Origin of the sequence: Bradyrhizobium sp. CB1717 (genome assembly GCF_029714325.1) — a bacterium.
Lineage (GTDB): Bacteria > Pseudomonadota > Alphaproteobacteria > Rhizobiales > Xanthobacteraceae > Bradyrhizobium.
In genome coordinates this window covers 1,474,368-1,499,432 of the sequence record NZ_CP121666.1, presented here as the reverse complement: position 1 = coordinate 1,499,432, position 25,065 = coordinate 1,474,368, and the positions used below count along the sequence as shown (strand labels likewise).

At 64.1% G+C, this 25,065-nt stretch carries 24 protein-coding genes; 6 read left to right on the top strand and 18 right to left on the bottom strand.

Annotation, left to right across the window (positions count from 1 at the left end; translation table 11 throughout):
* Window positions 1–21 precede the first annotated feature (21 nt).
* Complete coding sequence (locus tag QA649_RS07070) at window positions 22–1,074, bottom strand: DUF3616 domain-containing protein (RefSeq protein WP_283023551.1); 1,053 nt, start codon at window positions 1,072–1,074, stop codon at window positions 22–24.
* Between the two features lie 307 nt (window positions 1,075–1,381).
* A complete protein-coding gene (locus tag QA649_RS07065) occupies window positions 1,382–2,293 on the bottom strand; it encodes a LysR family transcriptional regulator (protein WP_283023550.1) in 912 nt (303 codons plus the stop codon).
* 299 nt (window positions 2,294–2,592) lie between these two features.
* On the opposite strand from QA649_RS07065, the gene QA649_RS07060 reads away from it, so the two are divergent.
* The 3 genes from QA649_RS07060 to QA649_RS07050 all read left to right on the top strand — a co-directional run bounded on the left by QA649_RS07060 (window position 2,593) and on the right by QA649_RS07050 (window position 5,998).
* Window positions 2,593–3,774 (top strand): HlyD family secretion protein, encoded by a 1,182-nt coding sequence (locus QA649_RS07060; protein ID WP_283023549.1) that lies wholly within the window; start codon window positions 2,593–2,595, stop codon window positions 3,772–3,774.
* A 118-nt stretch (window positions 3,775–3,892) separates the two neighbouring features.
* A complete protein-coding gene (locus QA649_RS07055) occupies window positions 3,893–5,509 on the top strand; it encodes an MDR family MFS transporter (protein ID WP_283023548.1) in 1,617 nt (538 codons plus the stop codon).
* Window positions 5,510–5,536: 27 nt separating this feature from the next.
* Complete coding sequence (locus QA649_RS07050) at window positions 5,537–5,998, top strand: carboxymuconolactone decarboxylase family protein (protein WP_211406204.1); 462 nt, start codon at window positions 5,537–5,539, stop codon at window positions 5,996–5,998.
* Between the two features lie 137 nt (window positions 5,999–6,135).
* Here QA649_RS07050 and QA649_RS07045 read toward each other — a convergent pair whose 3' ends face one another.
* The 6 genes from QA649_RS07045 to QA649_RS07020 form a co-directional block, all read right to left on the bottom strand.
* A complete protein-coding gene (locus tag QA649_RS07045) occupies window positions 6,136–6,996 on the bottom strand; it encodes a D-amino-acid transaminase (RefSeq protein WP_283023547.1) in 861 nt (286 codons plus the stop codon).
* A 170-nt stretch (window positions 6,997–7,166) separates the two neighbouring features.
* Window positions 7,167–7,898 (bottom strand): amino acid ABC transporter ATP-binding protein, encoded by a 732-nt coding sequence (locus QA649_RS07040; protein ID WP_018648485.1) that lies wholly within the window; start codon window positions 7,896–7,898, stop codon window positions 7,167–7,169.
* Window positions 7,899–7,910: 12 nt separating this feature from the next.
* Window positions 7,911–8,603 (bottom strand): ABC transporter permease subunit, encoded by a 693-nt coding sequence (locus QA649_RS07035; RefSeq protein ID WP_080134882.1) that lies wholly within the window; start codon window positions 8,601–8,603, stop codon window positions 7,911–7,913.
* Window positions 8,604–8,607: 4 nt separating this feature from the next.
* The gene (locus tag QA649_RS07030) at window positions 8,608–9,339 is read right to left on the bottom strand and encodes an amino acid ABC transporter permease (protein ID WP_283023546.1); all 732 of its coding nucleotides are present in this window, start codon (window positions 9,337–9,339) and stop codon (window positions 8,608–8,610) included.
* A gap of 160 nt (window positions 9,340–9,499) precedes the next feature.
* Window positions 9,500–10,411 (bottom strand): amino acid ABC transporter substrate-binding protein, encoded by a 912-nt coding sequence (locus QA649_RS07025; RefSeq protein ID WP_283023545.1) that lies wholly within the window; start codon window positions 10,409–10,411, stop codon window positions 9,500–9,502.
* 100 nt (window positions 10,412–10,511) lie between these two features.
* Window positions 10,512–11,897 (bottom strand): M20 family metallopeptidase, encoded by a 1,386-nt coding sequence (locus QA649_RS07020; RefSeq protein WP_283023544.1) that lies wholly within the window; start codon window positions 11,895–11,897, stop codon window positions 10,512–10,514.
* Window positions 11,898–12,150: 253 nt separating this feature from the next.
* Here QA649_RS07020 and QA649_RS07015 point away from each other — a divergent pair, with 253 nt between their 5' ends.
* A complete protein-coding gene (locus QA649_RS07015; RefSeq protein ID WP_283023543.1) occupies window positions 12,151–13,530 on the top strand; it encodes an LLM class flavin-dependent oxidoreductase in 1,380 nt (459 codons plus the stop codon).
* A gap of 221 nt (window positions 13,531–13,751) precedes the next feature.
* Here QA649_RS07015 and QA649_RS07010 read toward each other — a convergent pair whose 3' ends face one another.
* From QA649_RS07010 to QA649_RS06995, 4 genes are all read right to left on the bottom strand, one after another.
* Window positions 13,752–15,413 carry a thiamine pyrophosphate-binding protein gene (locus QA649_RS07010; protein WP_283023542.1) on the bottom strand — a complete coding sequence of 554 codons (1,662 nt, stop codon included), beginning with the start codon at window positions 15,411–15,413 and terminating at the stop codon, window positions 13,752–13,754.
* 106 nt (window positions 15,414–15,519) lie between these two features.
* The gene (locus QA649_RS07005; RefSeq protein ID WP_283023541.1) at window positions 15,520–16,020 is read right to left on the bottom strand and encodes a GFA family protein; all 501 of its coding nucleotides are present in this window, start codon (window positions 16,018–16,020) and stop codon (window positions 15,520–15,522) included.
* A 227-nt stretch (window positions 16,021–16,247) separates the two neighbouring features.
* On the bottom strand, window positions 16,248–17,375 hold the full coding sequence (locus QA649_RS07000) for an alkene reductase (RefSeq protein ID WP_283023540.1): 1,128 nt from the start codon (window positions 17,373–17,375) through the stop codon (window positions 16,248–16,250).
* A gap of 119 nt (window positions 17,376–17,494) precedes the next feature.
* Complete coding sequence (locus QA649_RS06995; protein ID WP_260387994.1) at window positions 17,495–18,991, bottom strand: aldehyde dehydrogenase family protein; 1,497 nt, start codon at window positions 18,989–18,991, stop codon at window positions 17,495–17,497.
* Between the two features lie 186 nt (window positions 18,992–19,177).
* On the opposite strand from QA649_RS06995, the gene QA649_RS06990 reads away from it, so the two are divergent.
* Window positions 19,178–20,023, top strand: coding sequence for an SDR family NAD(P)-dependent oxidoreductase (locus QA649_RS06990; protein ID WP_283023539.1), 846 nt, complete (start codon window positions 19,178–19,180; stop codon window positions 20,021–20,023).
* A gap of 167 nt (window positions 20,024–20,190) precedes the next feature.
* Here the strand turns inward: QA649_RS06990 and QA649_RS06985 are convergent, their stop codons facing one another.
* The 6 genes from QA649_RS06985 to QA649_RS06960 all read right to left on the bottom strand — a co-directional run bounded on the left by QA649_RS06985 (window position 20,191) and on the right by QA649_RS06960 (window position 24,299).
* Window positions 20,191–20,397, bottom strand: coding sequence for a hypothetical protein (locus QA649_RS06985; RefSeq protein ID WP_018648496.1), 207 nt, complete (start codon window positions 20,395–20,397; stop codon window positions 20,191–20,193).
* Window positions 20,398–20,469: 72 nt separating this feature from the next.
* The gene (locus QA649_RS06980) at window positions 20,470–20,883 is read right to left on the bottom strand and encodes a Rieske (2Fe-2S) protein (RefSeq protein WP_283023538.1); all 414 of its coding nucleotides are present in this window, start codon (window positions 20,881–20,883) and stop codon (window positions 20,470–20,472) included.
* 7 nt (window positions 20,884–20,890) lie between these two features.
* On the bottom strand, window positions 20,891–22,003 hold the full coding sequence (locus QA649_RS06975) for an amidohydrolase family protein (RefSeq protein ID WP_283023537.1): 1,113 nt from the start codon (window positions 22,001–22,003) through the stop codon (window positions 20,891–20,893).
* Between the two features lie 15 nt (window positions 22,004–22,018).
* Window positions 22,019–23,080 carry an amidohydrolase family protein gene (locus QA649_RS06970; RefSeq protein ID WP_283023536.1) on the bottom strand — a complete coding sequence of 354 codons (1,062 nt, stop codon included), beginning with the start codon at window positions 23,078–23,080 and terminating at the stop codon, window positions 22,019–22,021.
* A 207-nt stretch (window positions 23,081–23,287) separates the two neighbouring features.
* Window positions 23,288–23,563, bottom strand: coding sequence for a YiaA/YiaB family inner membrane protein (locus QA649_RS06965; protein ID WP_283023535.1), 276 nt, complete (start codon window positions 23,561–23,563; stop codon window positions 23,288–23,290).
* Window positions 23,564–23,603: 40 nt separating this feature from the next.
* Window positions 23,604–24,299: a PspA/IM30 family protein gene (locus tag QA649_RS06960; RefSeq protein ID WP_283023534.1), complete on the bottom strand. Its 696-nt coding sequence runs from the start codon at window positions 24,297–24,299 to the stop codon at window positions 23,604–23,606.
* 102 nt (window positions 24,300–24,401) lie between these two features.
* Between QA649_RS06960 and QA649_RS06955 the strand changes: the two genes are divergently transcribed.
* Window positions 24,402–25,010, top strand: a complete 609-nt coding sequence (locus tag QA649_RS06955; RefSeq protein ID WP_283023533.1) for a TetR-like C-terminal domain-containing protein — start codon at window positions 24,402–24,404, stop codon at window positions 25,008–25,010.
* Window positions 25,011–25,065: the final 55 nt, after the last annotated feature.

The following is a 25,065-nucleotide window of genomic DNA, read 5'->3' as shown; positions in this document are numbered from 1 at the left end:
CGCACTTTTCCGGATCATGTTTTAGCCGGCGGGACAGGATGACGATCGCGGCCCCGATCCCGGTATTTCGATCGGCGTGGGCGCACCTTCCTTGTCGCCGTCGAACACGATCAGGACGCGCAGTCCGGTTGACGTCTTGTCCAGCGGCAGGAGCCCCTCCGGCTTTCGCTTTGGGTCAAACGGCAATTCCTTCAACAGCTCGACCGAGTCAGATGCACCGTCCCACGCGAAAACGGCGTAGGCCCCGGGCCCGTCCGCGACCGGACCTGCCAGGACGAGAATACGCTCGCCAAATGGCGCGAGATCGCGCACGCCACGCCCGTCGCCGAGCGAAAGCCGGTGCAGGCGATGGTCCGAACTTTTTCCGTTGCCAAACAGGTTAGCCACCTCGACCGACAGAACGAGGGCGCAGTTGCCGTTCAGCACGGGGCCCCGGAATCCCGCGAGCAGCGTCCGATCGTCCTTGATCGCCACGCCTTCGATCGTCAGGCCGTTGGTCTCCAGCCGCAGATCCATGAAGGGGAGAAGGGCAGGCTCGCTCGCAATGACGTCCCTCAGTCTCGGCGTAGGCTGAATGTCCGACGCATTGCCGTCTTCGCCGGTCGTGCGGAACCGGACGATCTGGCTGCTTGCGGCGATCTTCGCCTGAATCTTGGCAGCATCTGTCTTGGGATTCAGCTTGTGATCCTTGTCCCGCGGATGCCCATGCGAGCCGATGACGTAATAGAAGCCGTTGGAGAAGGCCACGCCTTCCCCATCAAGCTCGAGCGCCTTGTCCTTGAATGTGTTCTTGATCAGATTGACCGAACTGCCGGCAATGAGCTTGCCGTCGGTCAGTTGGACGAATTGGGCATCCTGGATGTTGTCGTCGATGACCAGGCACGAACGGGGGAAGCCGTCCGGCTTGGTGCAGGCGATGCCGCTGACATCCTCGGACTTGTCTCCGTCCTTGCCGAGCAGCTTGTTCTTGACCGGCCACGCGTCGTCGGCAGCGCCGCGACCAGGCTCCGCGATGCCGGCCGCTACGAGGCCGAGGAGCAAAGCTGCAATCCACCCCGTTCTCGCGATGGTCATCGGCGCCTCCTTCGGTCAGCGGCGGTCGGTCGAATATCGTCAGATCATCCAGCTTGCACCGCAATGGTCGCCGCCAATGCCTTGCGGAGCTCTGTGGCAATCGAGCGCTGCCGGCGCACCGTCTTTCGATGTGACTGGAAGCGAAGGACCGGAAAGCGGGCTCGAATGAAACGTCGCGTCGAACAAACAGGATTGAGCCGCACCGCAGCGGCCTCAAATGTCTATATCTTAGGTTGTATTTTTCCAGATACCCCGGCGATGTCAACTCATAACTTTCCGGCTGCCGTACACCTGCGACATAACGACCTCACGAATACGGGTTGATCAACTTCTGCTGCTCGGCGCTGTGATGCACGAGCAAGTCGATGAAGGTCCTGACCTTCGCCGACAGATGATGGCGGTGCGGATAGACCGCGTTCATGGACAGCTCAACCGTCCGATATTCCGGCAACAGGCGCACGAGACGGCCGGCCTCGAGGTCGTCCTGAATGAGAAACCCCGCCAAGAGGCAGACGGCAGCGCCCCCCAGCGCGACCTTCCGCAGCGCCTCGCCGCTGTTGGTGACGAAGCTGCCGGAGACGCGCACGGACGCCGGCGCGCCTTTGCGATCGAGAAAGCGCCATTCATCGCCAAACGGATAGTTCAGGTGACGACCGCAATTATGCGTGGTGAGCTCGTCGAGCTTCTGCACCCGGCCATGCTTCTCGAGATAATCGTGGGAACAGCACAGCACGTGACGCCAGGTGGCGAGGCTCCGCACGATCAGGCTCGAATCCGGCGGCGGGGTCATGCGCAGGGCAACGTCATAACCTTCCTCGATGAGATCGACATCGGCCTCGCCCATGCGCAGATCGATCTTGAGCTCCGGATAGGCCGACAGGAGGTTTGCGACCACCGGCGTCACGAACGGCACCATATGGGTGGCGACGTGAATGCGCAGCGTGCCGCGAGGCACCGACTGCAATTCGCCCGCGATGTCGTCGGCCTGTTCGATATCGGCGAGGATCTGGACGCAGCGGTCGTAATAGGCCTTGCCGATCTCGGTGAGGTTGACCTTGCGCGTGGTGCGGTGAAGCAGCCTCACCCCGAGCCGGTCTTCCAGGGCCTGGACGTGATTGCTCACCATGGTGGTCGACATGTTGAGCTTGCGGGCTGCTGCGGAGAAGCCGCCGGTCTCGACCACCCGGCTGAACACTTCGAGGCTGGTCAATCGATCCATGGCCGCGTGATTATCCACTTCTGATCGACAATCGCAGGAAATTCGCCCCGGATCATCCGTTCGCACACCTAGCTCGTCTCGTCTGCAGCTTCGCCTGCAAGAGGACGCGCGCATCAGCAGCAATCGCGCGAGAGAGGCGGCAATCGCTCTGGGGCAGTCGCGGCCCTGGCCCGGTAGACCATGAGAACCAGGCAGCGGCTCCGATTATCCACCTCTAATGGATAATCCTTCCAGAATTTAGCCAATTATCAGCGGAGCCGGCAAGACCGATAGTCTCAGCGAGCCGACAGGAGATCGCAATGTCCGAGATGCCCCGCACCGAGACCTTCCAGCAAGCAACTGAAATCACTCGCGATTACGCCAAAGCACCGCCGGCTGTCCCGGCCCGGAACATGGTCCGGCGCGCAGCCTTGGTGCTCGCCCTCCTCGCAGGCACGGCAACCATGGTCTACTACGGACACGATTACTGGACCTACGGCCGCTATCTCGAGACCACGGACGACGCCTATGTGAAGGCGGACTCCACGATCATCGCGCCAAAAGTCTCCGGCTACATCGCCAAGGTGCTGGTCGGCGACAACGCGAAGGTCAGGGCTGGCCAGCTCCTCGCAAAGATCGACGACCGCGACTTCAAGGCGGCGCTCGACCAAGCCCGAGCCGACGTCGCCGCTGGCGAAGCCTCGGTGCGCAACATCGATGCTCAGCTCGAGCTGCAGCAGCCGGTCATTGAACAGAGCACCGCCGACGTTGCGGCTGCGGATGCCAATCTGAAATTCGCGCAGGAGGAGCGCGCCCGCTACGACGACCTCATGAAGTCGGGCTCCGGCACGATCCAGCGCGCACAGCAGACCGACGCGGCGCTGCGCGCCAGCAACGCGCAATTGCAGCACGCGAAATCGGGCCTCGTGGCGGCGCAGCGCAAGGTCGACGTGCTCACCACCCAGCGCGCCCAGGCCACGGCCCAGCTCGAACGCGCCCGCGCGGTCGCGCAGCAGGCGGCGTTGAACCTGTCCTATACCGAGATCACCGCGCCGGTGGACGGCACCGTCGGCGCCCGCAGCTTGCGCGTCGGCCAGTATGTGCAGGCCGGCACGCAGTTGATGGCGGTGGTGCCGCTCGATGCAGTTTATGTCGTCGCGAACTTCAAGGAGACGCAGCTGACGCATGTGCGGCCAGGCCAGCCGGTCGAGCTCCACGTCGACAGTTTTCGTAATCGCACGCTGCACGGCCACGTCGACAGTCTTTCGCCGGCCAGCGGACTCGAATTCGCACTGCTGCCGCCCGACAATGCCACCGGCAATTTCACCAAGATCGTGCAGCGCGTGCCGGTAAAGATCGTGCTCGACGATCACAGCCTCACCGGCCTGCTGCGGCCCGGCATGTCGGCGGTGCCGACCGTCGACACCAAGGCGACGGTGCTGGCCGAACGCGAGACGGCCAAGCGCCTCGCCGACAACGCGACGCGGCCGAACGGCAGTTGAAGGCAGGAAGGCTCCGAAGGGATTGTCAAATCCTGGCGGATGATCCTTCCAGAACTTCCTCGATTATCGAAACCACCCGCCTGACGCATCCTGTCTCCGTACCCGAGACGAGGCTTCCATGAGTACGCTCCAACCGACCGTCAACGCTGCGTCCACCGCCACCATCTCCCCCCCTGTTGCGCCAACGACGCCGGCGGTTTCTGCAAAAACCTGGATCGCGGTGATCGGCGCCACGCTCGGCGCGTTCATGGCCGTACTGAACATCCAGATCGTCAACGCCTCGCTCGCCGACATCCAGGGCGCGATCGGCGCCGGCATCGACGACGGCGGCTGGATCTCGACCTCCTATCTGATCGCCGAGATCGTGGTGATTCCGCTGTCCGGCTGGCTCGCGCAGGTGTTCTCGATCCGCATCTATCTGCTCACCAATGCAGTCCTGTTCCTGCTTCTGTCGGCCGCCTGCGCGCTGGCGCAGGACCTGCCGCAGATGATCGTGCTGCGCGCGGTGCAGGGATTTACCGGCGGCGTGCTGATCCCGATGGCCTTCACGCTGATCATCACGCTGCTGCCGCGCGCAAAGCAGCCGGTCGGACTTGCGCTGTTCGCGTTGTCGGCGACGTTCGCGCCGGCGATCGGCCCCACCATCGGCGGCTATCTCACCGAGAATTTCGGCTGGCAGTACATCTTCTATGTCAACCTCGTGCCCGGCGCGATCATGGTCGGCATGCTCTGGTACGCGCTCGAGGCAAAGCCCATGAAGCTCGCGCTGCTGCGTGAGGGCGACTGGGCCGGCATCATCACCATGGCGATCGGACTCTCGGCGCTTCAGACCGTGCTGGAGGAAGGCAACAAGGACGACTGGTTCGGCTCGCCCTTCATCGTCAAGCTCTCGGTGATCGCCGCCGTCGCGCTGACCGCCTTCCTGGTCATCGAGCTCACCGTGAAGAAGCCGCTGCTCAATCTGCGCCTGCTGGTGCGCCGCAATTTCGGCTTCGGCATGCTCGCGAACTTCCTGCTCGGCATCGCGCTGTACGGCTCGGTGTTCATCATGCCGCAATATCTGGCACGGATTCAGGGCTACAATGCCGAGCAGATCGGCATGGTGCTGGCCTGGACCGGATTGCCGCAGCTCCTGCTGATCCCGCTGGTGCCGCGCCTGATGCAGAAGTTCGACGCGCGGATCATCATCGGCGTCGGCTTCGTGCTGTTCGCGGCCTCGAACTTCATGAACATTTACATGACCAACGACTACGCCGCCGACCAGCTGTTGTGGCCGAACGTCGTTCGCGCCATCGGCCAGGCACTGGTGATGGCACCGCTCTCGGCGGTGGCAACCGCTGGCATCGAAGCCGAGAATGCAGGTTCCGCCTCCGGCCTGTTCAACATGATGCGCAATCTCGGCGGCGCCGTCGGCATCGCGCTGCTCCAGACTGTCTTGACCAAGCGCGAGCAATATCACTCCAACGTGCTGATGCAGTCGGTCTCGGTGTTCGAGCAGGCTACCCGCACGCGGCTGGAACAGCTCACGCAATATTTCATCAATCACGGCATCCTCGACCGTGCGGACGCGTCGCATCGCGCCTATGTTGCGATCGGCCATATCGTGCAGAAGCAGGCCTATATCTTCGCCTTCAGCGACACCTTCTATCTGCTCGGCATGGCGCTGATCGTCGCGCTCATTGCCGTATTCTTCCTGAAGAAGCCCGGCCAAGTCTCGGCCGGCGGTGCCCACTGATCCCAACCGGAGACAAGGAGAACGACCATGAAGCCCCGCATGAACTACTACCAGGCCGCACCCGATACGATCAAAGCACTGATGGCGCTGGAAGAGCAGATCCAGTCGACGGGCCTGGAAAAATCGCTGATCGAGCTGGTCAAGATCCGGGCCTCGCAGATCAACGGCTGCGCCTTCTGCATCAACATGCACACCGAGGACGCGCGCAAGCGCGGCGAGACCGAGCAGCGCATCTATCTGCTCAATGCCTGGCGCGAATCCCCGCTCTATTCCGACCGCGAGCGCGCCGCGCTGGCCTGGACGGAAGCCGTGACGCTGATCTCCGAGACGCACGCGCCTGATGACGTCTACGAACAAGTTCGCGCGCAATTCTCCGACGCGGATACGGTGAACCTGACCATGCTGATCGGGGCGATCAATGCGTGGAACCGGATCGCGATCGCGTTCCGCGCCGTGCATCCGGTGAAGGTGAAGGCTTCGGTGGCGTAGGCGGCGGCGCCGCCTCGCGCGCAAATCTCGTAGGGTGGGCAAAGGCGCACTTTGCGCCGTGCCCACCATCTTTCCATGAATTTAACGAAAGGTGGGCACGCTTCGCTTTGCCCACCCTACGGCAGCTACGGCGCCGCCTAGACCGCCGTCGCCTTGGCGAACTCCACATAGATCTCGCGCAGCCGCGTGGCCATCGGGCCCGGCTTGCCGTCGCCGATCGTCTTGCCGTCGACTGCGATCACCGGCTGCACGAAGGAGGATGCGCTGGTGATGAACGCTTCCTTGGCGGCGAGCGCCTCGGCGACCGTGAAGGACCGTTCCTCGACGCGGAGCTGGCGCTCCTCGGCAAGCGCGATCACGGCCTTGCGGGTGCAGCCCGGCAGGATCGCGTTGGAGTTCTTCCGGGTGACGATGACGTCGTCCTTGGTGAGGATGAACGCCGACGACGAGCCGCCTTCGGTCACATAACCATCCTGCAACATCCAGGCCTCGCCCGCGCCGGCCTCGGCCGCAGCCTGCTTCGCCAGCACCTGTGCGAGCAGCGCTACGCTCTTGATGTCGCGCCGCTCCCAGCGGATGTCGGGCACCGTGATCACATTGATACCGGTCTTTGCGACGGGAGCGTTGATGATGTCCTTCTCCGAGGTGAACATCACCAGGCTCGACCTGACGTCAGCCTTGGGGAACGGGAAGTCGCGGCCCTTGTCGGCGCCGCGTGTGACCTGGAGATAGACGAGGCCGCTCGTGACCTTGTTGCGCGCGATCAGCTCTTTCTGGATCTCAGTGATGCGCTCGATCGTCTCCGGCAGCTTCAGGCTGATCTCGCCGACCGACCGCTCCAGCCGCGCCAAATGAGAGGCATTGTCGACCAGCTTGCCGTCCAGCACGGCCGAGACCTCGTAGATGCCGTCGGCGAACAGGAAGCCGCGGTCGAGAACCGAGATCTTGGCTTCCGAGAGCGGGACGAATGAGCCGTTGACATAGGCGAGCGGGTCCAAGGCAGGTCTCCTGGGAGGGGAAAAGGGGGATTTGGCGCGCTTATACGCGAATTGGAGGCGCCGGGCACCCTCGTTTCGTCATTCCGGGGCATTCGCGCAGCGAATGAACCCGGAATCTCGAGATTCCGGGTCTGGTCCTTCGGACCATCCCGGAATGACGGCAGTGGTGATCAATGCGACAGGATCTTCGACAAGAACTTCTGCGCGCGGTCGCTGCGGGGCTTGCCGAAGAAGTCGTCCTTCGGGGCGTCCTCGACGATCTCGCCGCGGTCCATGAAGATCACGCGATTGGCGACCTTACGGGCAAAACCCATCTCGTGGGTGACGACCATCATGGTCATGCCTTCACGGGCGAGGTCGACCATGACATCGAGCACCTCGCTGACCATCTCGGGGTCGAGCGCCGAGGTCGGCTCGTCGAACAGCATGACGATCGGATCCATCGCGAGCGCGCGCGCAATCGCAACGCGCTGCTGCTGACCGCCGGAGAGCTGCGCGGGGAATTTCTGCGCCTGCTCCTTCAGGCCGACGCGCTCAAGCAGCTGCATGCCCTTGGTGACCGACTTGTCGTGGCCGCGGCCAAGCACCTTTTCCTGCGCGAGGCAGAGATTGTCGATGATCTTGAGGTGCGGGAACAGCTCGAAATGCTGAAACACCATGCCGACGCGCGAGCGCAGTTTCGGCAGATTGGTCTTGGGATCGTTGACCTTGGTGCCGTCGACCGAGATGTCGCCGCTCTGGAACGGCTCCAGCGCGTTGACACATTTGATCAGCGTCGACTTGCCCGAGCCCGAGGGGCCGCAGACGACGACGACCTCGCCCTTGGTGACGCTGGTGGTACAGTCGGTCAGCACCTGGAAGGTCGGGCTGTACCATTTGTTGACGTGGCTGATTTCGATCATGACCGACACGCTCTAGCGAATGATGGCGATGCGCGACTGCAGACGGCGAACGCCGAAGGACGCGATACAGGAAATGGTGAAGTAGACGACGGCGGCAAACAGATACATTTCGACGAGGCGCCCGTCGCGCTGCGCGACCTTGCTGGCCGCGCCCAGGAAGTCCGGGATCGACAGCACGTAGACCAGCGAGGTGTCCTGGAACAGCACGATGGTCTGGGTCAGCAGCACGGGGAGCATGTTGCGGAACGCCTGCGGCAGCACGACGTAGCGCATGGTCTGGGCGTAGCTCAGGCCGAGCGCGGAGGCCGCGGCCGGCTGCCCGCGCGAGATCGACTGGATGCCGGCGCGCATGATCTCGGAGAAATACGCCGCCTCGAACATGATGAAGGTGATGAGCGAGGACGCGAACGCGCCGACGCTGATCGGGCGCGAGGCGCCGGTCAGCCACTGCCCGATATAGGGCACCAGGAAGTAGAACCAGAAGATGACCAGCACCAGCGGCAGCGAGCGCATGAAGTCGACATAGAGGCCGGCGATGCGCCCGAGGGTCTTGTAGCCGGACAGCCGCATCAGGGCGATCGCCGTGCCGAAGATCAGGCCGCCGAGCGCTGCGAGCGCGGTCAGCGTCAACGTGAAGGTCATGCCCTCGTAGAACAGGTAGGGCAGCGACCGGCGGATGACGTCGAAATCGAAACTCCCGAGCATGGCGCTATTTCCCCGTGATGTAGCCGGGGATCGCGACGTAGCGCTCGAGGAAGCGCATCGCGGTCACGACGACGGCGTTGACGAGGAGATAGAGGATGGTCGCGGCCGTGAAGGCCTCGAACACCTGGAACGAGAATTCCTGCATCGAGCGCGCCTGTCCGGTCAGCTCGATCAGGCCGATGGTGATGGCGACCGCCGTGTTCTTGATGGTGTTGAGGAACTCGGAGGTCAGCGGCGGCAGGATGATGCGGAACGCCATCGGCAGCAGCACGTAGCGATAGCCCTGCACGGTGGTGAGCCCGAGCGCGGTCGCGGCCATCTTCTGGCCGCGCGGCAGCGAACCGATGCCGGCCTGCAACTGCACGGCGACGCGCGCCGACATGAAGAAGCCGACGCCGATCGCCGCCGTCCAGAACGGCGCGTTCGGCAATTGCTTCAGCCACAGGCCGGCGGCCCTCGGCAGCAATTCCGGCAGCACGAAGAACCACAGGAAGAGCTGCACCAGCAGCGGCATGTTACGGAAGAATTCGACCCAGCAGAAGCCGAACCAGTACGCGCCCCGCGACGGCAGCGTGCGCATGACGCCGACGATCGAGCCGAAGATCAGCGCGATGATCCAGGCGAGCAGCGCCGTCTTGATGGTCAGCGCCAGTCCCGACAACAGCATGTCGAGATAGGTGCCGGTCCCCATCGGGTTCGGCTCGAAGAAAATTCCCCAGTTCCAGTGGTAGTTCACGTGTCCCCCGCGCGAACGCGCCCATCACAATTGTCCGGGCGCCTATGCAAATGTCCGGCCACTCCCTCCAGAATGGCTGGAATTTCTTCCCTCTCCCCGCTTGCGGGGAAAGGGCTAGGGTGGCCTCTCCCCGCAAGCGGGGAGAGGCCAACAACATATCTTACTTGTAATCGTCCGGGTTCGGCGAGTCCGTCGGCTTGGCGAACTCGTTCTTCAGTTCCGACGAGATCGGCGTGTTCAGGTTCAGCCCCTTCGGCGGGATCTTGGTCGTGAACCACTTGGCGTAGATCTTCTCGCCCTCGCCCGAGGTATAGACCGCAGCGGTTGCCGCATCGACCACCTTCTTGAAGGGCGCGTCGTCCTTGCGCAGCATGATGCCGTAGGGCTCGGGCTTGGAGAACGCGTCCTTGGAGATCGCATAGTCATCCGGCGACTTCGAGCCGGCGACGAGGCTGGCGAGCAGGATGTCGTCCATGACGAAGGCGACCGCCCGGTCGGTCTCGACCATCAGGAAGGCTTCGGCGTGATCCTTCGCCGGGATGATGTTGGCGCCGAGGCCCTTCGCGACGTTGGCTTCGGTGAGCTGCTTGATGTTGGTGGTGCCGGCGGTCGAGACCACCGTCTTGCCCTTGAGATCGTCGATCGACTTCAGGCCGCTCGACTTCTTGAATACGTAGCGGCTGGCGGTCAGGAAGTGGGTGTTGGTGAAGGCGACCTGCTTCTGGCGCTCGGCATTGTTGGTGGTCGAGCCGCATTCGAGGTCGATGGTGCCGTTGGCCATCAGTGGGATGCGCGTCGCCGAGGTCACCGGGTTGAGCTTGACCTCGAGCTTGTCGAGCTTGAGCTCCTTCTTCACGGCGTCGACGATCTTGTAGCAGATGTCCATCGCGAACCCGACCGGCTTCTGGTTGTCGTCCAGATAGGAGAACGGGATCGAGGAGTCGCGGAAGCCCAGCGTGATGGCGCCGGTGTCCTTGATGTTCTTCAGCGTGCCGGTCAGCTCCTGGGCCCCGGCCTGGCTGACGGCAAAGGTCGCGGCGAGCGCGAGCCCGATGTGACGGAAATGTTTCACTTTTTTCTTCCCCTTTCAGGATGATGCGGCCGGATGCAAGCACAAATCGGGCCGGATTAGAATGTGACTTTCGGCTGGAATGGCGGCTCAGGTTAACGGCTCAGGCGAGTGGCTTTGGCAATTCCCCGAGATCCCAGAACAGCCCGGCCATCACCGTCAAGGCCTCTTCAGTCAATGGCAGCAGGATGTGCTCATTGGGCGCATGCTGGGAGCAGCCGGGATAGGAGTGCGGGACCCAGATCGTCGGCAGGCCCAGGATTTCGGAAAAGACGTCGTTGGGCAGCGAGCCGCCGAAATTCGGCAGCACCGCCGGCGCCTTGCCGGTGGTCTCCTGCACCGAATCCGCCGCCCATTTGATCCAGGGGCTGTCGAAATCGGTGCGCGATGCAGCAAAGCTCTGCGCCGCCCGCACCTCGACCATCGGAAAGCCCTTTGCGACCAGATGCGCACGGACGGCCTCGATCAGACCTTCGATCTTGGTGCCGACCACGAAACGCAGTTGCAGCACGGCATTGGCGTGGCCGGGAATGGCATTGGCCGGCTTCTCGATATTGCCCGAGGACATCGCCAGCACTTCCAGCGTGTTCCAGGCATACAGCCGCTCGGCCGCCGACAGCCCCTCCTCGCCCCAATTCTCCGCCAGCGCCGGCTCGTCCGCGGTCGGCACCACCTCGACGTCGGCAAGGTAGCTGCGGATCTGGTTGGTGAGGCGCGGCGGCTTCAGGGCCTCGAGCTGGAGGCGGCCGTGGCCGTCGACCAGTGTCGAGATCGCGTTGACCAGGATGGTCGCGGGGTTGGCGAGCACGCCGCCCCAATTGCCGGAATGATGACCGCCATCACGCAGATTGACGTCGAGATGGATGCGAATGCCGCCGCGGCAGCCAAGGAAGAGTGTCGGGCGATCTGCGGACAAGCGCGGGCCGTCGGAGGCCATGAACAGGTCGGCCTTGAGCGTGTCTCGATTGAGGTCGCAGACCTTGCCGAGATCGGGCGAGCCGATCTCCTCGCCCATCTCGACGATGAATTTGGCATTGAAGCCGAGCTTGCCGCCACGGGCCTCGCGCACCGCGCGAAGCGCCGCCATGTTGATGCTGTGCTGGCCCTTGTTGTCGGCGGTGCCGCGGCCATAGAGCCGCGTCCCCGAAACCGTCGTGCGCCAGGGATCGCGCCCCTCGCGCCATTCGCCTTCCATGCCGTCGACGACGTCGCCATGGCCATAGACCAGCACGGTCGGCAGCGAGGCGCTCTCGTGGTGCTCGGCGAACAGGAACGGCGCCTTGCCGCTCGGGGATTCGACGATGCGACTGGTGAAGTCGAGCGCGGCGAAAGCCGGCTGCATCTCCTGTTCCAGATAGGCGCGCAGCTCTGGGCCACGCGACGGATTCTGGCTCTCGGTCTTGTAGGCGACGCGGCGGTCGAGTTCAGCGAGGAACGCGCCGGACTTGAAATCGTCGCGGGCGCGGGCGATGGCGTCGGCTCTGGTCATTGCTTCCGTTTTCAAGGTTTCGACGCGGGCGAACGTAGCGGGCTACACTGGCCATCGAAAGTGGCGGGGGCTTGGACAGTTCTTGTAGTTCTCTTGCGATTTCGTTCTTGCTCTCTTGAGATTGGCTTGCCAAGAGCGGGAGCGCCGCTGGTTTTGGCCTTGCCAAGCGCACGCGATATGCAAGAACTTCGCCAGATTGGGGCGCACATCTATCATTCGAAGAGCGCTCAGTACAGGGCGCCGAGGGACCAGCATGGCCAAAGAGATCAGGCTCAACGCTTTTGCGATGAATTGCGTCGCACACCAGTCACCGGGCCTGTGGACCCATCCGCGCGACCGCACCGCCGACTATAATCGCCTGCCCTACTGGATCGATCTGGCCAGGACCCTGGAACGCGGCCGCTTCGACGGGATGTTCCTGGCCGACGTGCTCGGCGTCTATGACGTCTATGGCAACAGCCCTGACGCAGCCTTGCGCAATGCAGCGCAAACGCCGTCGAACGAGCCTCTGCTGCTGTTGTCGGCGATGGCAGCCGTGACGAAGAATCTGGGCTTCGGCGTCACCAGCAATCTGTCGTTCGAGCCGCCCTACCCGTTCGCACGGCGGATGTCGACGCTGGATCATCTCACCGAGGGACGGATCGGCTGGAACGTCGTCACCGGCTATCTCGACAGCGCCGCGCGCGGTGCGGGCAAGGAGAAGCAGACCGGGCACGACGACCGCTACGACATTGCCGATGAATATATGGAAGTCGTGTACAAGCTCTGGGAAGGCAGCTGGGAAGACGACGCCGTTTTGCGCGACCGGGCGCGAGGCATCTTCACCGATCCCGCGAAAGTTCATCGCGTCAATCATGAGGGCGCGAACTACCGCATCAACAACACCATTCACCTCAGCGAGCCGTCGCCGCAGCGCACGCCTGTGCTGTACCAGGCCGGCACCTCGCCGCGCGGCCGGCAGTTCGCCGCGCGTCACGCCGAATGTGTGTTCATGTCGGGGCCATCGGCCAAGGTGATCGCCCCGCGCGTCTCCGCGATCCGCCAGGAGGCTGCCGCGCTCGGCCGCAACCCGGCCGAAATCCTGATGTTCTCGATGATGACGATCATCCTCGGACGGACGGAAGCCGAGGCGAAGGAAAAATACGCCGATTATCGCCGCCACATCAGCCCCGAAGGGGCGCTGGCGCTGATGTCAGGCTGGACCGGTGTCGACTTCTCCGGCTACGACCTCGACCAGCAGGTGCGCCACGTCCAGAACGACGCCGGCCGCAGCGCGATGGACAACGTCACCCGCGCCGACCCCGATCGGATCTGGACCGTGCGCGACGTCATCGAGCATGTCGGCATCGGCGGCGCCGGTCCTGTCGTCGTGGGAACGCCGGAAATGGTGGCGGACAAGATCGAGGACTGGTTCGAGAAGACCGACGTCGACGGCCTCAACGTCGCGTTCGCGATCTCGCCCGGCGATTTCGAGGACATTTCCGACATGCTCGTGCCCGAGCTGACCAAGCGCGGACGGTACAAGCCGGAATACGCCAAGGGCACGCTGCGGGAAAAACTGTTCGGCGACGGCCGTGCGCGGCTCGACGCACCGCATCCGGCGGCGGGGTATCGTGTGGGGAAGAAGGGGTAGCGAGTCGCGCTTCGTTTGCGATCAGCCGCGCTGCATCTGCAAGCACCGCTGCGTTCCCTCCCCCCTTGCGGGGGAGGGCTAGGGAGAGGGGTACCACACGGCACACTCTCTCCGTAACGCGCACATCTTCTAGACGACAGCAACACCGCCTCCTCGGCCACCCCTCTCCCCCACCCTCCCCCGCAAGGGAGGAGGGAGCAGAGCGGAGTGCGCGGCAGCCCCTACACCTTCCCGTCCACCATCACCTCGATCAGCTTCGTCCCCGGTCGGCCAAACGCCGACGCCAGCGTCGCCTTCAGCTCGCTGACATCGCTGACCTTGATCGCCTCGCAGCCGAGCGCCTTGGCGACACCGGCGAAATCCACGGGCGGATCGACGAAATCCATGCCGACGTAATTGTCGTCGCCATGGAAGGCGAGCAGGCGCTGCTTGATGATGCGGTAGCCGCCATTGTTGGCGATGACGACGTTGAGCGGCAGCTTGTGATGCGCCGCCGTCCACAGCGACTGGATCGAATACATCGCGCTGCCGTCGCCGGAGAAGCACACGACGGGACGATCCGGATTGGCAATGCTGACGCCGACGGAGGCCGGCAGGCCCCAGCCGATGCCGCCGGAGGCAAGGCCGTGATAGCCGTAGCGGTCGCGGTGCGGACGCAGCGCCGTTACCTGACGGCTGGAGGTGAGTCCTTCATCGACGAGGATGGCATGGTCGGGCATGGCTTCGACCATTTGCAGCACCAGGAAGTCGGGATCGATGGGGTTGCGGCCCGCACTCTTTCCGATCTGCTCGACCAGCGCGGCACGCCGCGCGGTCCAGTTCTTCGGCGCGATCTCGGCGAGGCGCTGTTTCGCGCGGCTCGCGAGTGTCGCGCCGCCCATCTCCTTCAGCACCGGGATCAGCGCCCGCAGCGTCTCCTTCAGATCCGCCTTCAGCGCGATCTCTGCGCCATAGTTCTTTGCGATCTCCCAATCGGCGAGGCCGACCTGCACGATGCCGAGTCCGTCAGGCAGCGCATCGACCTCGCTATAGACCGACATCCGCAGGGGATCGCCGCCGAGTGCGATCAGGAGATCGTAAGGCGCGAGCATATCGCGCGCCGCCTTCTGCACGCGCGCCAGCGTGCCGACGAAGCTCGGGCTCTCCGAGAGGAAGTGCGAGCCATAGGGCGTCGAGGATTGATAGGCGGCCGCGCCGAGCAACTCGGCCAGTTCAGCCGCCTCCTTGAGCGCATCGCTCTTCACCACCTCGTCCATGGTGACGATCACAGGGCGCTCGGCCTTGAGCAGCCGTGCGGCAAACGCCTTCAGCGCTTCATCCGGTGGTCTTGTGCGCGCGTCGATGCGGGTGGAGCGACCGAGATCGATCCCGGCCTCGCTGTTGAGGATGTCGCCGGGCAGCGAGATGAACACCGGCCCGGTCGGCGGCGTCATCGCGACCTTGGCGGCGCGGCGCACGATGCGCGGCAGATCCTCCAGCCGCGTCACCTCGACCGCCCATTTCACCAGCGGCTCGGCCATCCGCACCAGCGGGCCATAGAGCACCGGCTCCATCAGGCCGTGGCCCTGCTCCTGCTGACCCGCGGTCAAAATCATCGGCGTGCCCGTGAACTGGGCGTTGTAGAGCGAGCCCATCGCGTTGCCGAGGCCGGGGGCGACATGGACGTTGCAGGCGACGAGCTTGCCGGAGGCGCGGCTGTAGCCATCGGCGATCGCGACCACCAGGCTCTCCTGCATCGCCATCACATAGGTGAGATCGGGATGATCCTTGAGCGCATGCATGATCGGCAATTCGGTGGTGCCGGGATTGCCGAACAGATGCGTGATGCCCTCGTCCTTGAGCAGCGCGAGAAAGGCGGAGCGGCCGGTGATCTTGTTCTTCATGTTTCCTCCAGGAGCGGACGTTGCCGCAAGGACGGAGGCATGATGGCCGAAGTTTTGGCAGCCGCGCAAGGAAGCGCGGTCATGGCTGCGTTGCGTGGGAGAGGCGCTACATCTCCTCACGCCCCAGCTCGAACGGATCTTCTCCGCCCGCGCGCTTCTTCTTTTTCGAGCGCTGCCAGACCACGCCCGGAAAGCCCTTCAGCGGCACCAGGGGCTCGCCGGTATAGGCCCATTCCTGCAGCTCCTCGATCGCGATGTGATAGAGCGGCTGGCGGCCGGTGCGCTCCTTGAACAGCGCGCGGGGGACGTTGACCATGTGCGGGCCGCGCGGGCGCTCATAGGCGATCGGTGTGCCGCAATGCGAGCAGAAGCTACGGGCGGTCTTGGTGGCCTTGTCCTCGTAACGGGTCAGCGCAGTCTTGCCGGAGGTGATGCGAAAGCGCTTCTTCCAGCTTCCGACATAGGTCGCGTAGGCCGCGCCATGGGCGCGGCGGCTACTGGCCGAGTGATCATGCCAGGCCCAGCGCGCCGGCACGTCGATCTCGAAGGTGACCTTGCCGCAGAGGCACTGGCCGGTGGCTATTCCTGCGGCGGCGGCTTTGGCCATGGTTGCTTTCTCCGTCGTCATTGCGAGCGCAGCGAAGCAATCCAGGCTGCCTCCGCGGAAAGATTCTGGATTGCTTCGCTGCGCTCGCAATGACGGAATTTGTGGTGCGGTCGGAGCAACACAATAGTCCTGTAGCCCGGATGGAGCGAAGCGCAATCCGGGGATCCTGATGCGGGGACGGTCGGTCCCGGATTTCGCTTCGCTCCATCCGGGCTACGAAGACACGCCTACGCCGGCGTCAGCTCGTCATACACAGGATAGTCCGTATACCCCTTCTCCTCGCCGCCGTAGAACGTGGCGCGGTTGTACGGCGTGATCGGATAGTCGTGCCGAAGGCGCCGCGGCAGGTCGGGATTGGAGATGAAGATGCGACCGAAGGCGATGATGTCGGCATGGCCATCGGCAATCGCTGCGTTCGCGCTCTCGCCGGTAAAGCCGCCGGCGGTCATCAGCACGCCGCTGTAGAGCGGGCGGAACAGCATCATGGCGGAGGGCACGTTCTCCCAGTGGACGTCGGCGCGGCCGGTGCCGCTGGAGCGCGGCTCGATGAAATGCAGGTAGGCGAGACCCAGCTTGTCGAGCGCCTTCACCACATGCGTGTAGAGCGGCATCGGATCGGGTTCGCCGGAATCATTGGCGATGCCATGCGGAGACAGCCGCACGGCGACGCGGTTCGCGCCCCAGACGTCGATCGCGGCCTGCGTGACCTCGAGCAGCAGCCGCGCACGGTTCTCGATCGATCCGCCATATTGATCGGTGCGCTGGTTGCTGCGCGACTGCAGGAACTGCTCGAGCAGATAGCCATTGGCGCCGTGGATCTCGACGCCGTCGAAGCCGGCGGCCAGCGCGTTCTTCGCGCCCTGCCTGAAAGCCTCGACGATACCCTTGACCTCCTCCGTCTCCAGCGCACGCGGCGTCTCGTAATCGGCGATCTTGCCGTCGGCCGTCATCGCCTTCATGCCCTCGGCCTTGATGGGGATCGCCGAGGCCGAGACCGGCAACTCGCCGCCATGGAAGGAGGAATGCGAGACGCGGCCGACATGCCAGAGCTGGAGGAAGATGACGCCGCCCTTGGCGTGCACCGCATCCGTCACCTTGCGCCAGCCGGCGATCTGCGCCTCCGAATAGATGCCTGGCGTCGCCGGGTTGCCGCGGCCGTGCGAGAGCACCGGCGAGGCTTCGGCAATGATCAGGCCGCCCTTCGTGGCTCGCTGGGCGTAATATTCGGCGTTGAGCGGCCGCGGCGAAAAGCTCTCGCGTTCGGCGCGCATGCGCGTCAACGGCGCCATCGCGACGCGATGCTCGAGCTTGTACGGACCGACCTGCAACGGTTGAAACAACGCCTCGAATTTCATGCGGACCCCGGATGTCTATGAAAGGATGCGGATCATATAGCGAGGGGCGGCTCCTCGAAAAGGCGCCGCCCCTGCAAAAGTGCATATTCCCTCCCGCGGAACTCGGGAAGGAATAGATGTTACGCCGTCTTGATCCAGACGGCCTTCACGTTGAGATATTCCTCGACGTGCTGCTTGCCGGACTCGCGGCCATAGCCGCTCATCTTGTAGCCGCCGAACGGCACCGCCGGATCCATCGCCTGGTAGCAGTTCACCCACACCGAGCCGGCGCGCAGGCGCTTCGCGACCGCATGCGCCTTGGTGACGTCGCGCGTCCACAGGCCAGAGCCGAGGCCGAACGTGGTGTTGTTGGCGCGCTTGACCAACTCGTCCATGTCCTTGAACGCGATGGCGGAGATGACGGGACCAAAAATCTCCTCCTGTGCGATCCGCATGTTGTCCTGGACACCGGCGAACACCGTCGGCGAGACGAAGAAGCCCTTCGACAGCGCACCTTCGGTGACGCGGCCGCCGCCGGCGAGCGCGCGTGCGCCTTCCTTCTGGCCGATGTCGAGATAGCCGGTGACGCGCTCCAGCTGCTGCTCGGACACCAGCGGGCCGATCTGCACGTTGGGATCGAGGCCGTTGCCGACCTGCAGCTTCTTGCCGAACTCGGCGACGCGGCCGACGAACTCTTCGTAGATCGCCTGCTCGACGAACAGGCGCGTGCCGGCGCTGCAGATCTGCCCCGAATTGGCGAACACCGCCATCGCCGCGCCCGGAACGGCGGCGTCGAGATCCGCGTCGGCAAATACGATGTCCGGCGACTTGCCGCCGAGCTCGAGCGAGACGCGCTTGAGGTTGCCGGCCGAGGCACGAATGATCGACTGGCCCGTGACATGCGAGCCGGTGAAGGCGACCTTGTCGACGTCGTGGTGCGAAGCAAGCGCGGCGCCCGCGGTCTCGCCGTAGCCGGGCACGACGTTGACGACGCCGGGCGGAATGCCTGCCTCCATCGCCAGTTCGGCGATGCGCAGCGAGGTCAGCGGCGCCTCTTCCGCGGGCTTGAGCACCACGGTGCAGCCGGTCGCGATCGCAGGCCCGATCTTCCAGATCGTCGCGGAGAGCGGGCCGTTCCAGGGAATGATGGCGCCGACGACGCCAATCGGTTCCTTCAGCGTATAGGAGAAGATTTCGCCGGGCAGCGAGTTCTCGATGGTCTCGCCGTGGATCGCCGTGGTCTGGCCGGCGTAGTAGCGCAGCATGCCGATGGCACGCAGGCGATAGGCGCGGGTGCGACTGAGCGGCGCCCCCATGTCGAGCGTGTCGAGCTGCGACAATTCATCGAAGTTCTTCTCGACGAGGTCGGCGAGCCTGAGCAGCAGGTTCTGCCGCTCGAACGGCTTCACCTTGCTCCAGGGTCCCTCGAAGGCGCGGCGGGCAGCGGCGACCGCGCGGTCGATGTCTTCCTTGTCGCCCTCGGCGACCGTCGCGAGCAGCTCGCCGGTTGCGGGATTGCGGGTCTCGAAGCGCTTGCCGGAGGCCGCATCCACCCACTTCCCGTCGATCAGCATCTGCTTGTAGGACCCGTTGGCGAACGGGTGGCGCGTGATCGGAATAGCCTGCGACACAGCCATGGCTGCACTCCCTGTCAGGTCATTGATTGGGTTCGATCTCGGTGGGACCGTTAGGTCGGGAAGAATACAGCGGTGCCGGAGGGGCGTAAAGGCGGCGTGGAACGAAGACCTCCCATGCCGACTTGTGCAGGCTCGCGCCAGCGCCATGTTATAGCTCGACCGAGCCCCCTGCTGCGGAGACGAGCCATGCAACACCCCGCCATCATCAAAGACAATGTTGCCGTGATCACCGGCGGCGCGTCCGGCATCGGATTTGCGGCCGCCATGGCTTTCGCGCGTGCCGGCATGAAGGTGTGCATCGCTGACGTCGACGAGGCGCGGCTGGCGGAGGCCGCAACAAAACTGTCATCCGTCACGTCTGCCACACATGTGATGACGTTCGCCGCCGACGTCAGCCGTGCCGAAAGCGTGATGGAACTGGAACGCGCCGTCGGCGCGCATTACGGCGGCACCGACGTCCTCATGAACAATGCCGGGATCCAGCCCGGCAGCACGCTGTTCGGCGAGCCGGACCATTGGCAGCGCATCATCGGCGTCAACATGTGGGGCATCATCAACGGCTCGCGCATCTTCGCGCCGAACATGATCGCACGCGGCAAAGCCGGTCTCATCATCAACACCGGCTCCAAGCAGGGCATCACCACGCCGCCCGGCGATCCCGCCTATAATGTCTCCAAGGCCGGCGTGAAGGCGTTTACGGAAGCGCTGCAGCACGAGCTGCGCAACACAGAGGATTGTCACATCAGCGCGCATTTGCTCATTCCCGGCTTCGTCTTCACCGGACTGACCGCAAAGGGCCGCACCGAAAAACCGGCCGGCGCCTGGACGCCGGAGCAGACCGTGGATTTCATGCTGGCACGGCTGGAGGCCGGCGATTTCTACATCCTGTGCCCGGACAACGACGTGCCGCGCGCGCTGGACGAAAAGCGCATGCTATGGGCGGCCGGCGACATCGTCGAGAACCGCCCGCCGCTGTCGCGCTGGCACCCGGACTATGCGGACGCGTTCAAGAGGTTTGTGGAGGGGGAGTAGAGGTCGCCTTCCCTTCTCCCCTTGTAGGAGAAGGTGGCGCGAAGCGCCGGATAAGGGGTTGCATCCGCAAGCAAAACTCAGATGGTGACTCGCGGAGAGAGCCCCCTCACCCGTCTCGCCGCTACGCGGCGAGCCACCCTCTCCCACAGGGGGAGAGGGTAAAAGACCTACAGCGTCTCTTGCTTGTGCCCGCAATTCTTGCAGGCGAACTTGACGCGAGTCTGGCCTTTTTCCGCCTGCACCCGGTTCGGCGCGCCGCACTTGCCGCAGACCGCCTCGATGCGGGTCGAGCCCTGCTTGACGACGATGGTCTTCTTTTCCATCGATTCGCGGATCAGGCGCTCGGCCTCCTCACGCAGGGACTGTTTCGACAAAGCTCATCTCCGCCTCTGAAAGCGCGAGAGCCATATCGCACCTGCTTTGAAATCACAATCGGCAATGCCGGCCTAGACCTCGACAATCACGTAGCTGTCTTCGACATGCACCGGAAACGTCTCCGCAACATAGGGGCCCTTCTGCAATTCCTCGCCGCGCTCCACCGCGACCGGGTATGACCGGATCTTGACGCGTTTCGGATCGAACCAGGACTGGCCGTTGCGCATGTCGAACTCCCAGCCGTGCCAGGGACAGCGCAGCATCTCGCCGACGCGTGATCGTTCATAAACCCCGGGCTCGGGCGAGGTCAGCCGCGCCACGCAGGCGGCCTTCTCCAGCGGCGCGCCCTCGTGCGGGCAGCGGTTCAACAGCGCGAAGAACTCGCCATTGACGTGGAACACGACGATATCGCGGCCGGCGATCTCGACGACCTTATTGCCGCCGGGCGGGATCTCCGAAATGGTCGCGACGATGTGACGGGCCATGCTGGTCTCAGAACTTGTAGACCGCACGCGCATTGGCGCTGAAGATCTTCTTCCGCTCGGCCTCGGTCAGCGGCGTCTTGAAGGCGAAGCGCGGATCGTCGAAATCCCAGTGCGGATAGTCCGACGAGAACAGCAGGCGATCGATGCCAACCCATTCGATCAGCGCGCGCAGATGCCGCGCCTCGTCCGGCTCGTCGATCGGCTGCGTCGTGAACCAGAAGTTTTCACGCACATATTCCGATGGCTTGCGCTTCAAATGCGGCACTTCGCTGCGGAAACGTTCAAAGTGCTGGTCCATCCGCCACACCGCCGACGGGATCCAGCCGAAACCACCCTCGATGAAGACGATCTTCAGCTTCGGGAAGCGCTCCGGCACGCCTTCGATGACGAGGCTCGCAAGCTGCGCCGCGATGGTGTGCGCATTCGACTGGTGCTCCTCGACATAATAAGACGGCCAGCCGCCGCCGGTCGGCGCGTGGCCGCCATAGCCGCCGACATGGATGCCGAGCGGCAAGTCCAGCTCCTGCGCACGCGCATAGATCGGCCAGTAGCGGCGGCGGCCGAGCGGCTCGTTGGCGCGCGGCGAGACGTTGATCTGGATGTACTCGCCGATTTTGGCGCAGCGCTCGATCTCGGCTATCGCGAGGTCCACACCGTCCTGCCCGACCAGGATCGAGGCCTTCAGGCGCGGATCCCGATGCGACCAGAACGCCAGCTGCCAGTCGTTGATGGCGCGCTGGATCGCGGCGCCTAATTCGAGGTTCTGCTGCGAGAAGATGAAGAGATCGAGCACCTGCAGGATGCCAAACTCGACGTCGAGCGGATCGAGATGCTGCTTTTGCATGAAGGCGAGATCGGAGCCGGGCGGCCCGCCGGTCGGCGGCCAGGCATCGCGCCGCGCAATCAGCGGCGAGGAACGCGGATAGGGCGTGGTGAAGAGATAGGGCGTGCGCAGATGGCTACCATATTCCTTCAAATGCTGCTGCCAGCGTTTTGGCAGGAACTCGTTGAGGTCCTCGACCGAGTGCAGGCTCGGATGCACGTCGCAATCGACGATGCGCAGCTTTGATGCGGCAGGCTTCTCGTCGTCGCGTAGCGGACGGTCGATGACTTCACTCATGCGAACCTCCAATAATCAATTCAGCGACAGCCGCGGAAACGTCTCCAGCGGATTGTCGACGCACATTTTCGCGATCAAGCTCTTCGGCAGGTTCGGCGGGATCGGATCGTCGCCGTCGAACTGCCAGTGCGGATAGTCGGACGCAAACAGGAACATCTTTTCCGAGCCGATCTGGTCGATGATCTCCTCGACGCTTCTGGCATCACCGGGCGCATCGAACGGCTGCATGGTGACGCGGAAATTGTCGCGGATGATCGACGCCGGCTCGCGCTCGACCCAGGGCACCTCGACGCGCACGCCGCGCCAGGTCTTGTTGGCGCGCCACATGAAGGCCGGCAGCCAGCTCACGCCCGACTCCATCAGCACGACTTTCAGATCAGGAAATTTGCCGAACACGCCCTCATAGATCAGGCTGAGGATCTGCGCCTGAAACGCCTGCGCCTCGACGAAGTAATATTCGTAGCGATGCGACGGCCAGCCGGCCGAGCTCGGCGCCTGCCGATATTGCGTGCCGGCATGGATTGCGAGCGGCAGCTTGTGCTTCTCCGCGAGCTGGTAGATCGGCCAGAAATGCCGCCGTCCCAGCAACGTTTCGCCCTGCGCCAGCACCAGGATGGAGACGAAGCGGTGGTCACCGGCGCGGCGTTCGATCTCCTCGATCGCGAGATCCGGCGCCTGCATCGGCACCACGATGGAGGCGCGCAGGCGTGGATCGCGCGACAGCCACTCGGCGGCGATCCAGTCGTTGATGGCCTTGCAGAAATCGGCGGCCATATAGGCGTCGAACACGGCCTGCGCGCCATAGAGCACGTTGAGGATGGCGTGGCTCGCCCCCAGCTGATCGAACGCGCCCTTCTGCACCATCGCGAGATCTGAGCCTGCCTTGCCGCCATTGGCCGGCCGCCAGTCGGCGCGGCCCGAAAGCGGCATGCTCGGCGGATAGGAGGTGAGATCGAGCCCGTCGATGGCGCGGCTCACCACCTGCTCTTTCCAATGGTCGCTGAGATAGGGAAGCAGCGTCGTGCGCGTGCCACCAACCGCAGGATGGATGTCGCAGTCGATCCGCGTCGCCGCCATGGAGGTTTCCTCGCACAGTCTTTATTGGCGGCATTCTTCGCGCCGCCCGGACAGAGTGCGTCGGCCGGCGCCGCTGCGCAAGGCCGCACGCCCGCGCGATCCGTCATGGCTCGGTTGCATTTCGCAGGCGCGATATGCGGATCGGGCACGCGGTGGATGCAACGGCACCCACCGCGTCAGATTGCAAGCCGCTTCCAGGCGTTCGCCTCAAGCCGCCTTGGAAACCTCCATCAGCAGACGTTCGGCCTTGGCATCCTCGATGCGGTTCACCAGCCGGCTGCTCTCGTGATTGTCGCGCACGGTCTTGGTCAGCGTGATGCAGGTCTGGATCAGCATCACGATGCCCATGGTGAGATAGCCCTTCATCCAGAGGTCGAGCGGCAGGAAGAAGACGCCGATGGCAACGAGGAAGGCGGAGGCTGCGAAAGACGCGTAGGTGAAGGTGACCCAGGCGCTGCTATGGGGCTGGCCGTTCTGGTTCATGATGATCTCCTATTGGTTTAAATGATGATGAAATCTGAGTTCAGGCCGTCTGGGTGCGCTTGGATTTCAGCCGCGCAAGCACGTCGTCCGCGGTCGTCTTGAGCCGGGGGCCAAAACCCTGCTCGGCGAGTCGCTCGGCAGTAGCGAGGGGACCGGTGGCCGCATCGAGCTCGACCAGCGCGTCGTCGGCAGCCTGGGCTTCCATCTGGCGCTCGCGCAGACGCCTCAAGGTGCTCTCGGCTTCCGGCAGCGTGGATTCGTAAGGACGCGCCGCCTCGATGCCGCTGCGGCGGAGCGAGCGCACCGCTTCCGAGGCACGGGCGAGGCGCCGGCCGCGATCGAGCTCGGTGATGCGGGCCTGCGCATTTGTCACGTGCCGCTTCAGCCTGATGATCTCGGTCGCGAACAGCGCGCGTGCCGTCATCGCCGCATCGCGATCGGCTTCGAGGCCTGCGATGGCTTCGGCCGCTTCCTTGGCGAGATCCTCGCGGCCGCCATCGAGCGCGGCAATAGCGCGGGTCTCGAGATCGGTGATGCGGGCGCAGGTCGCCTCGAGCTTGCGGCCCTCCTGCTGATCCTGCGCAATCGCCAGCGCCAGCGTACGCTTGCTGCGCTCGAGGGCGGCGGCGGCATCGCGCATCTGCTGGTCGAGGATCAGCAGGGCCGTGCGGTCCTCCAGCTCCTCGCCCGCGGCGGCCACGCTGCCGCGGAAAAGTGTCACGACGGTCTTGAACATTGTCTGCTCCCTGTTATGAGCGTTGCTCACAAATGCTTTGTAGCAGGAATCTTGAACATCGTTCAATAAATATTTGAGCGACGCTCAAAAACTTGGTTAAGAATGACTAAGGCCTTGGAACGTCGAGAGAAACTGCGGATCGACCTGGTCCAGGCGGCCGAGCGGATGATCGCCGGGCGGGGGCTGGCGGGTCTGAAAACCCGCGATCTGGCCCGCGAGATCGGCTGCGCCAATGGCGCGGTCTACAATCTCGTCGCCGATGTGGACGAGCTGGTCCTGCGGGTCGGCTCGCGCACGCTGCATCGCCTCGACGAGGCGCTCAGCGCGGCGGAAAGCACCGGTGATCCTTCGCCCCAGGAGACGCTGGTCCGCATCGCCATTGCCTATTGCGATTTCGCCGCCGAAAACCTCGAGCTCTGGCGCGCATTGTTCGAGCACCGCATGGCGCCCGACAAGATCCTCCCCGACTGGTCCGTCAACGACCAGCTGCAGTTGTTCCGCCACATCTATCATCCGCTGGCGCTGCTGTTTCGCGAGCGTAGCCAGGAGGAGCTCGGCATCACCGCGCGCAGCCTGTTCTCGGCCGTGCACGGCATGGTGGCGCTGGGACTGGAGCAGAGGCTGGTCGCGGTGCCGCTGCCGGCGCTGCGCAAGGAGATCGCAGGCCTCGTCCGCGCGATGATCGACGGGCTGGTCGCGCGCACGGAGTGAAAAGGATCGGCGGCGGCTGACTAAAATTTCGCCTGTCGCATCGCGGGTGGTGCGC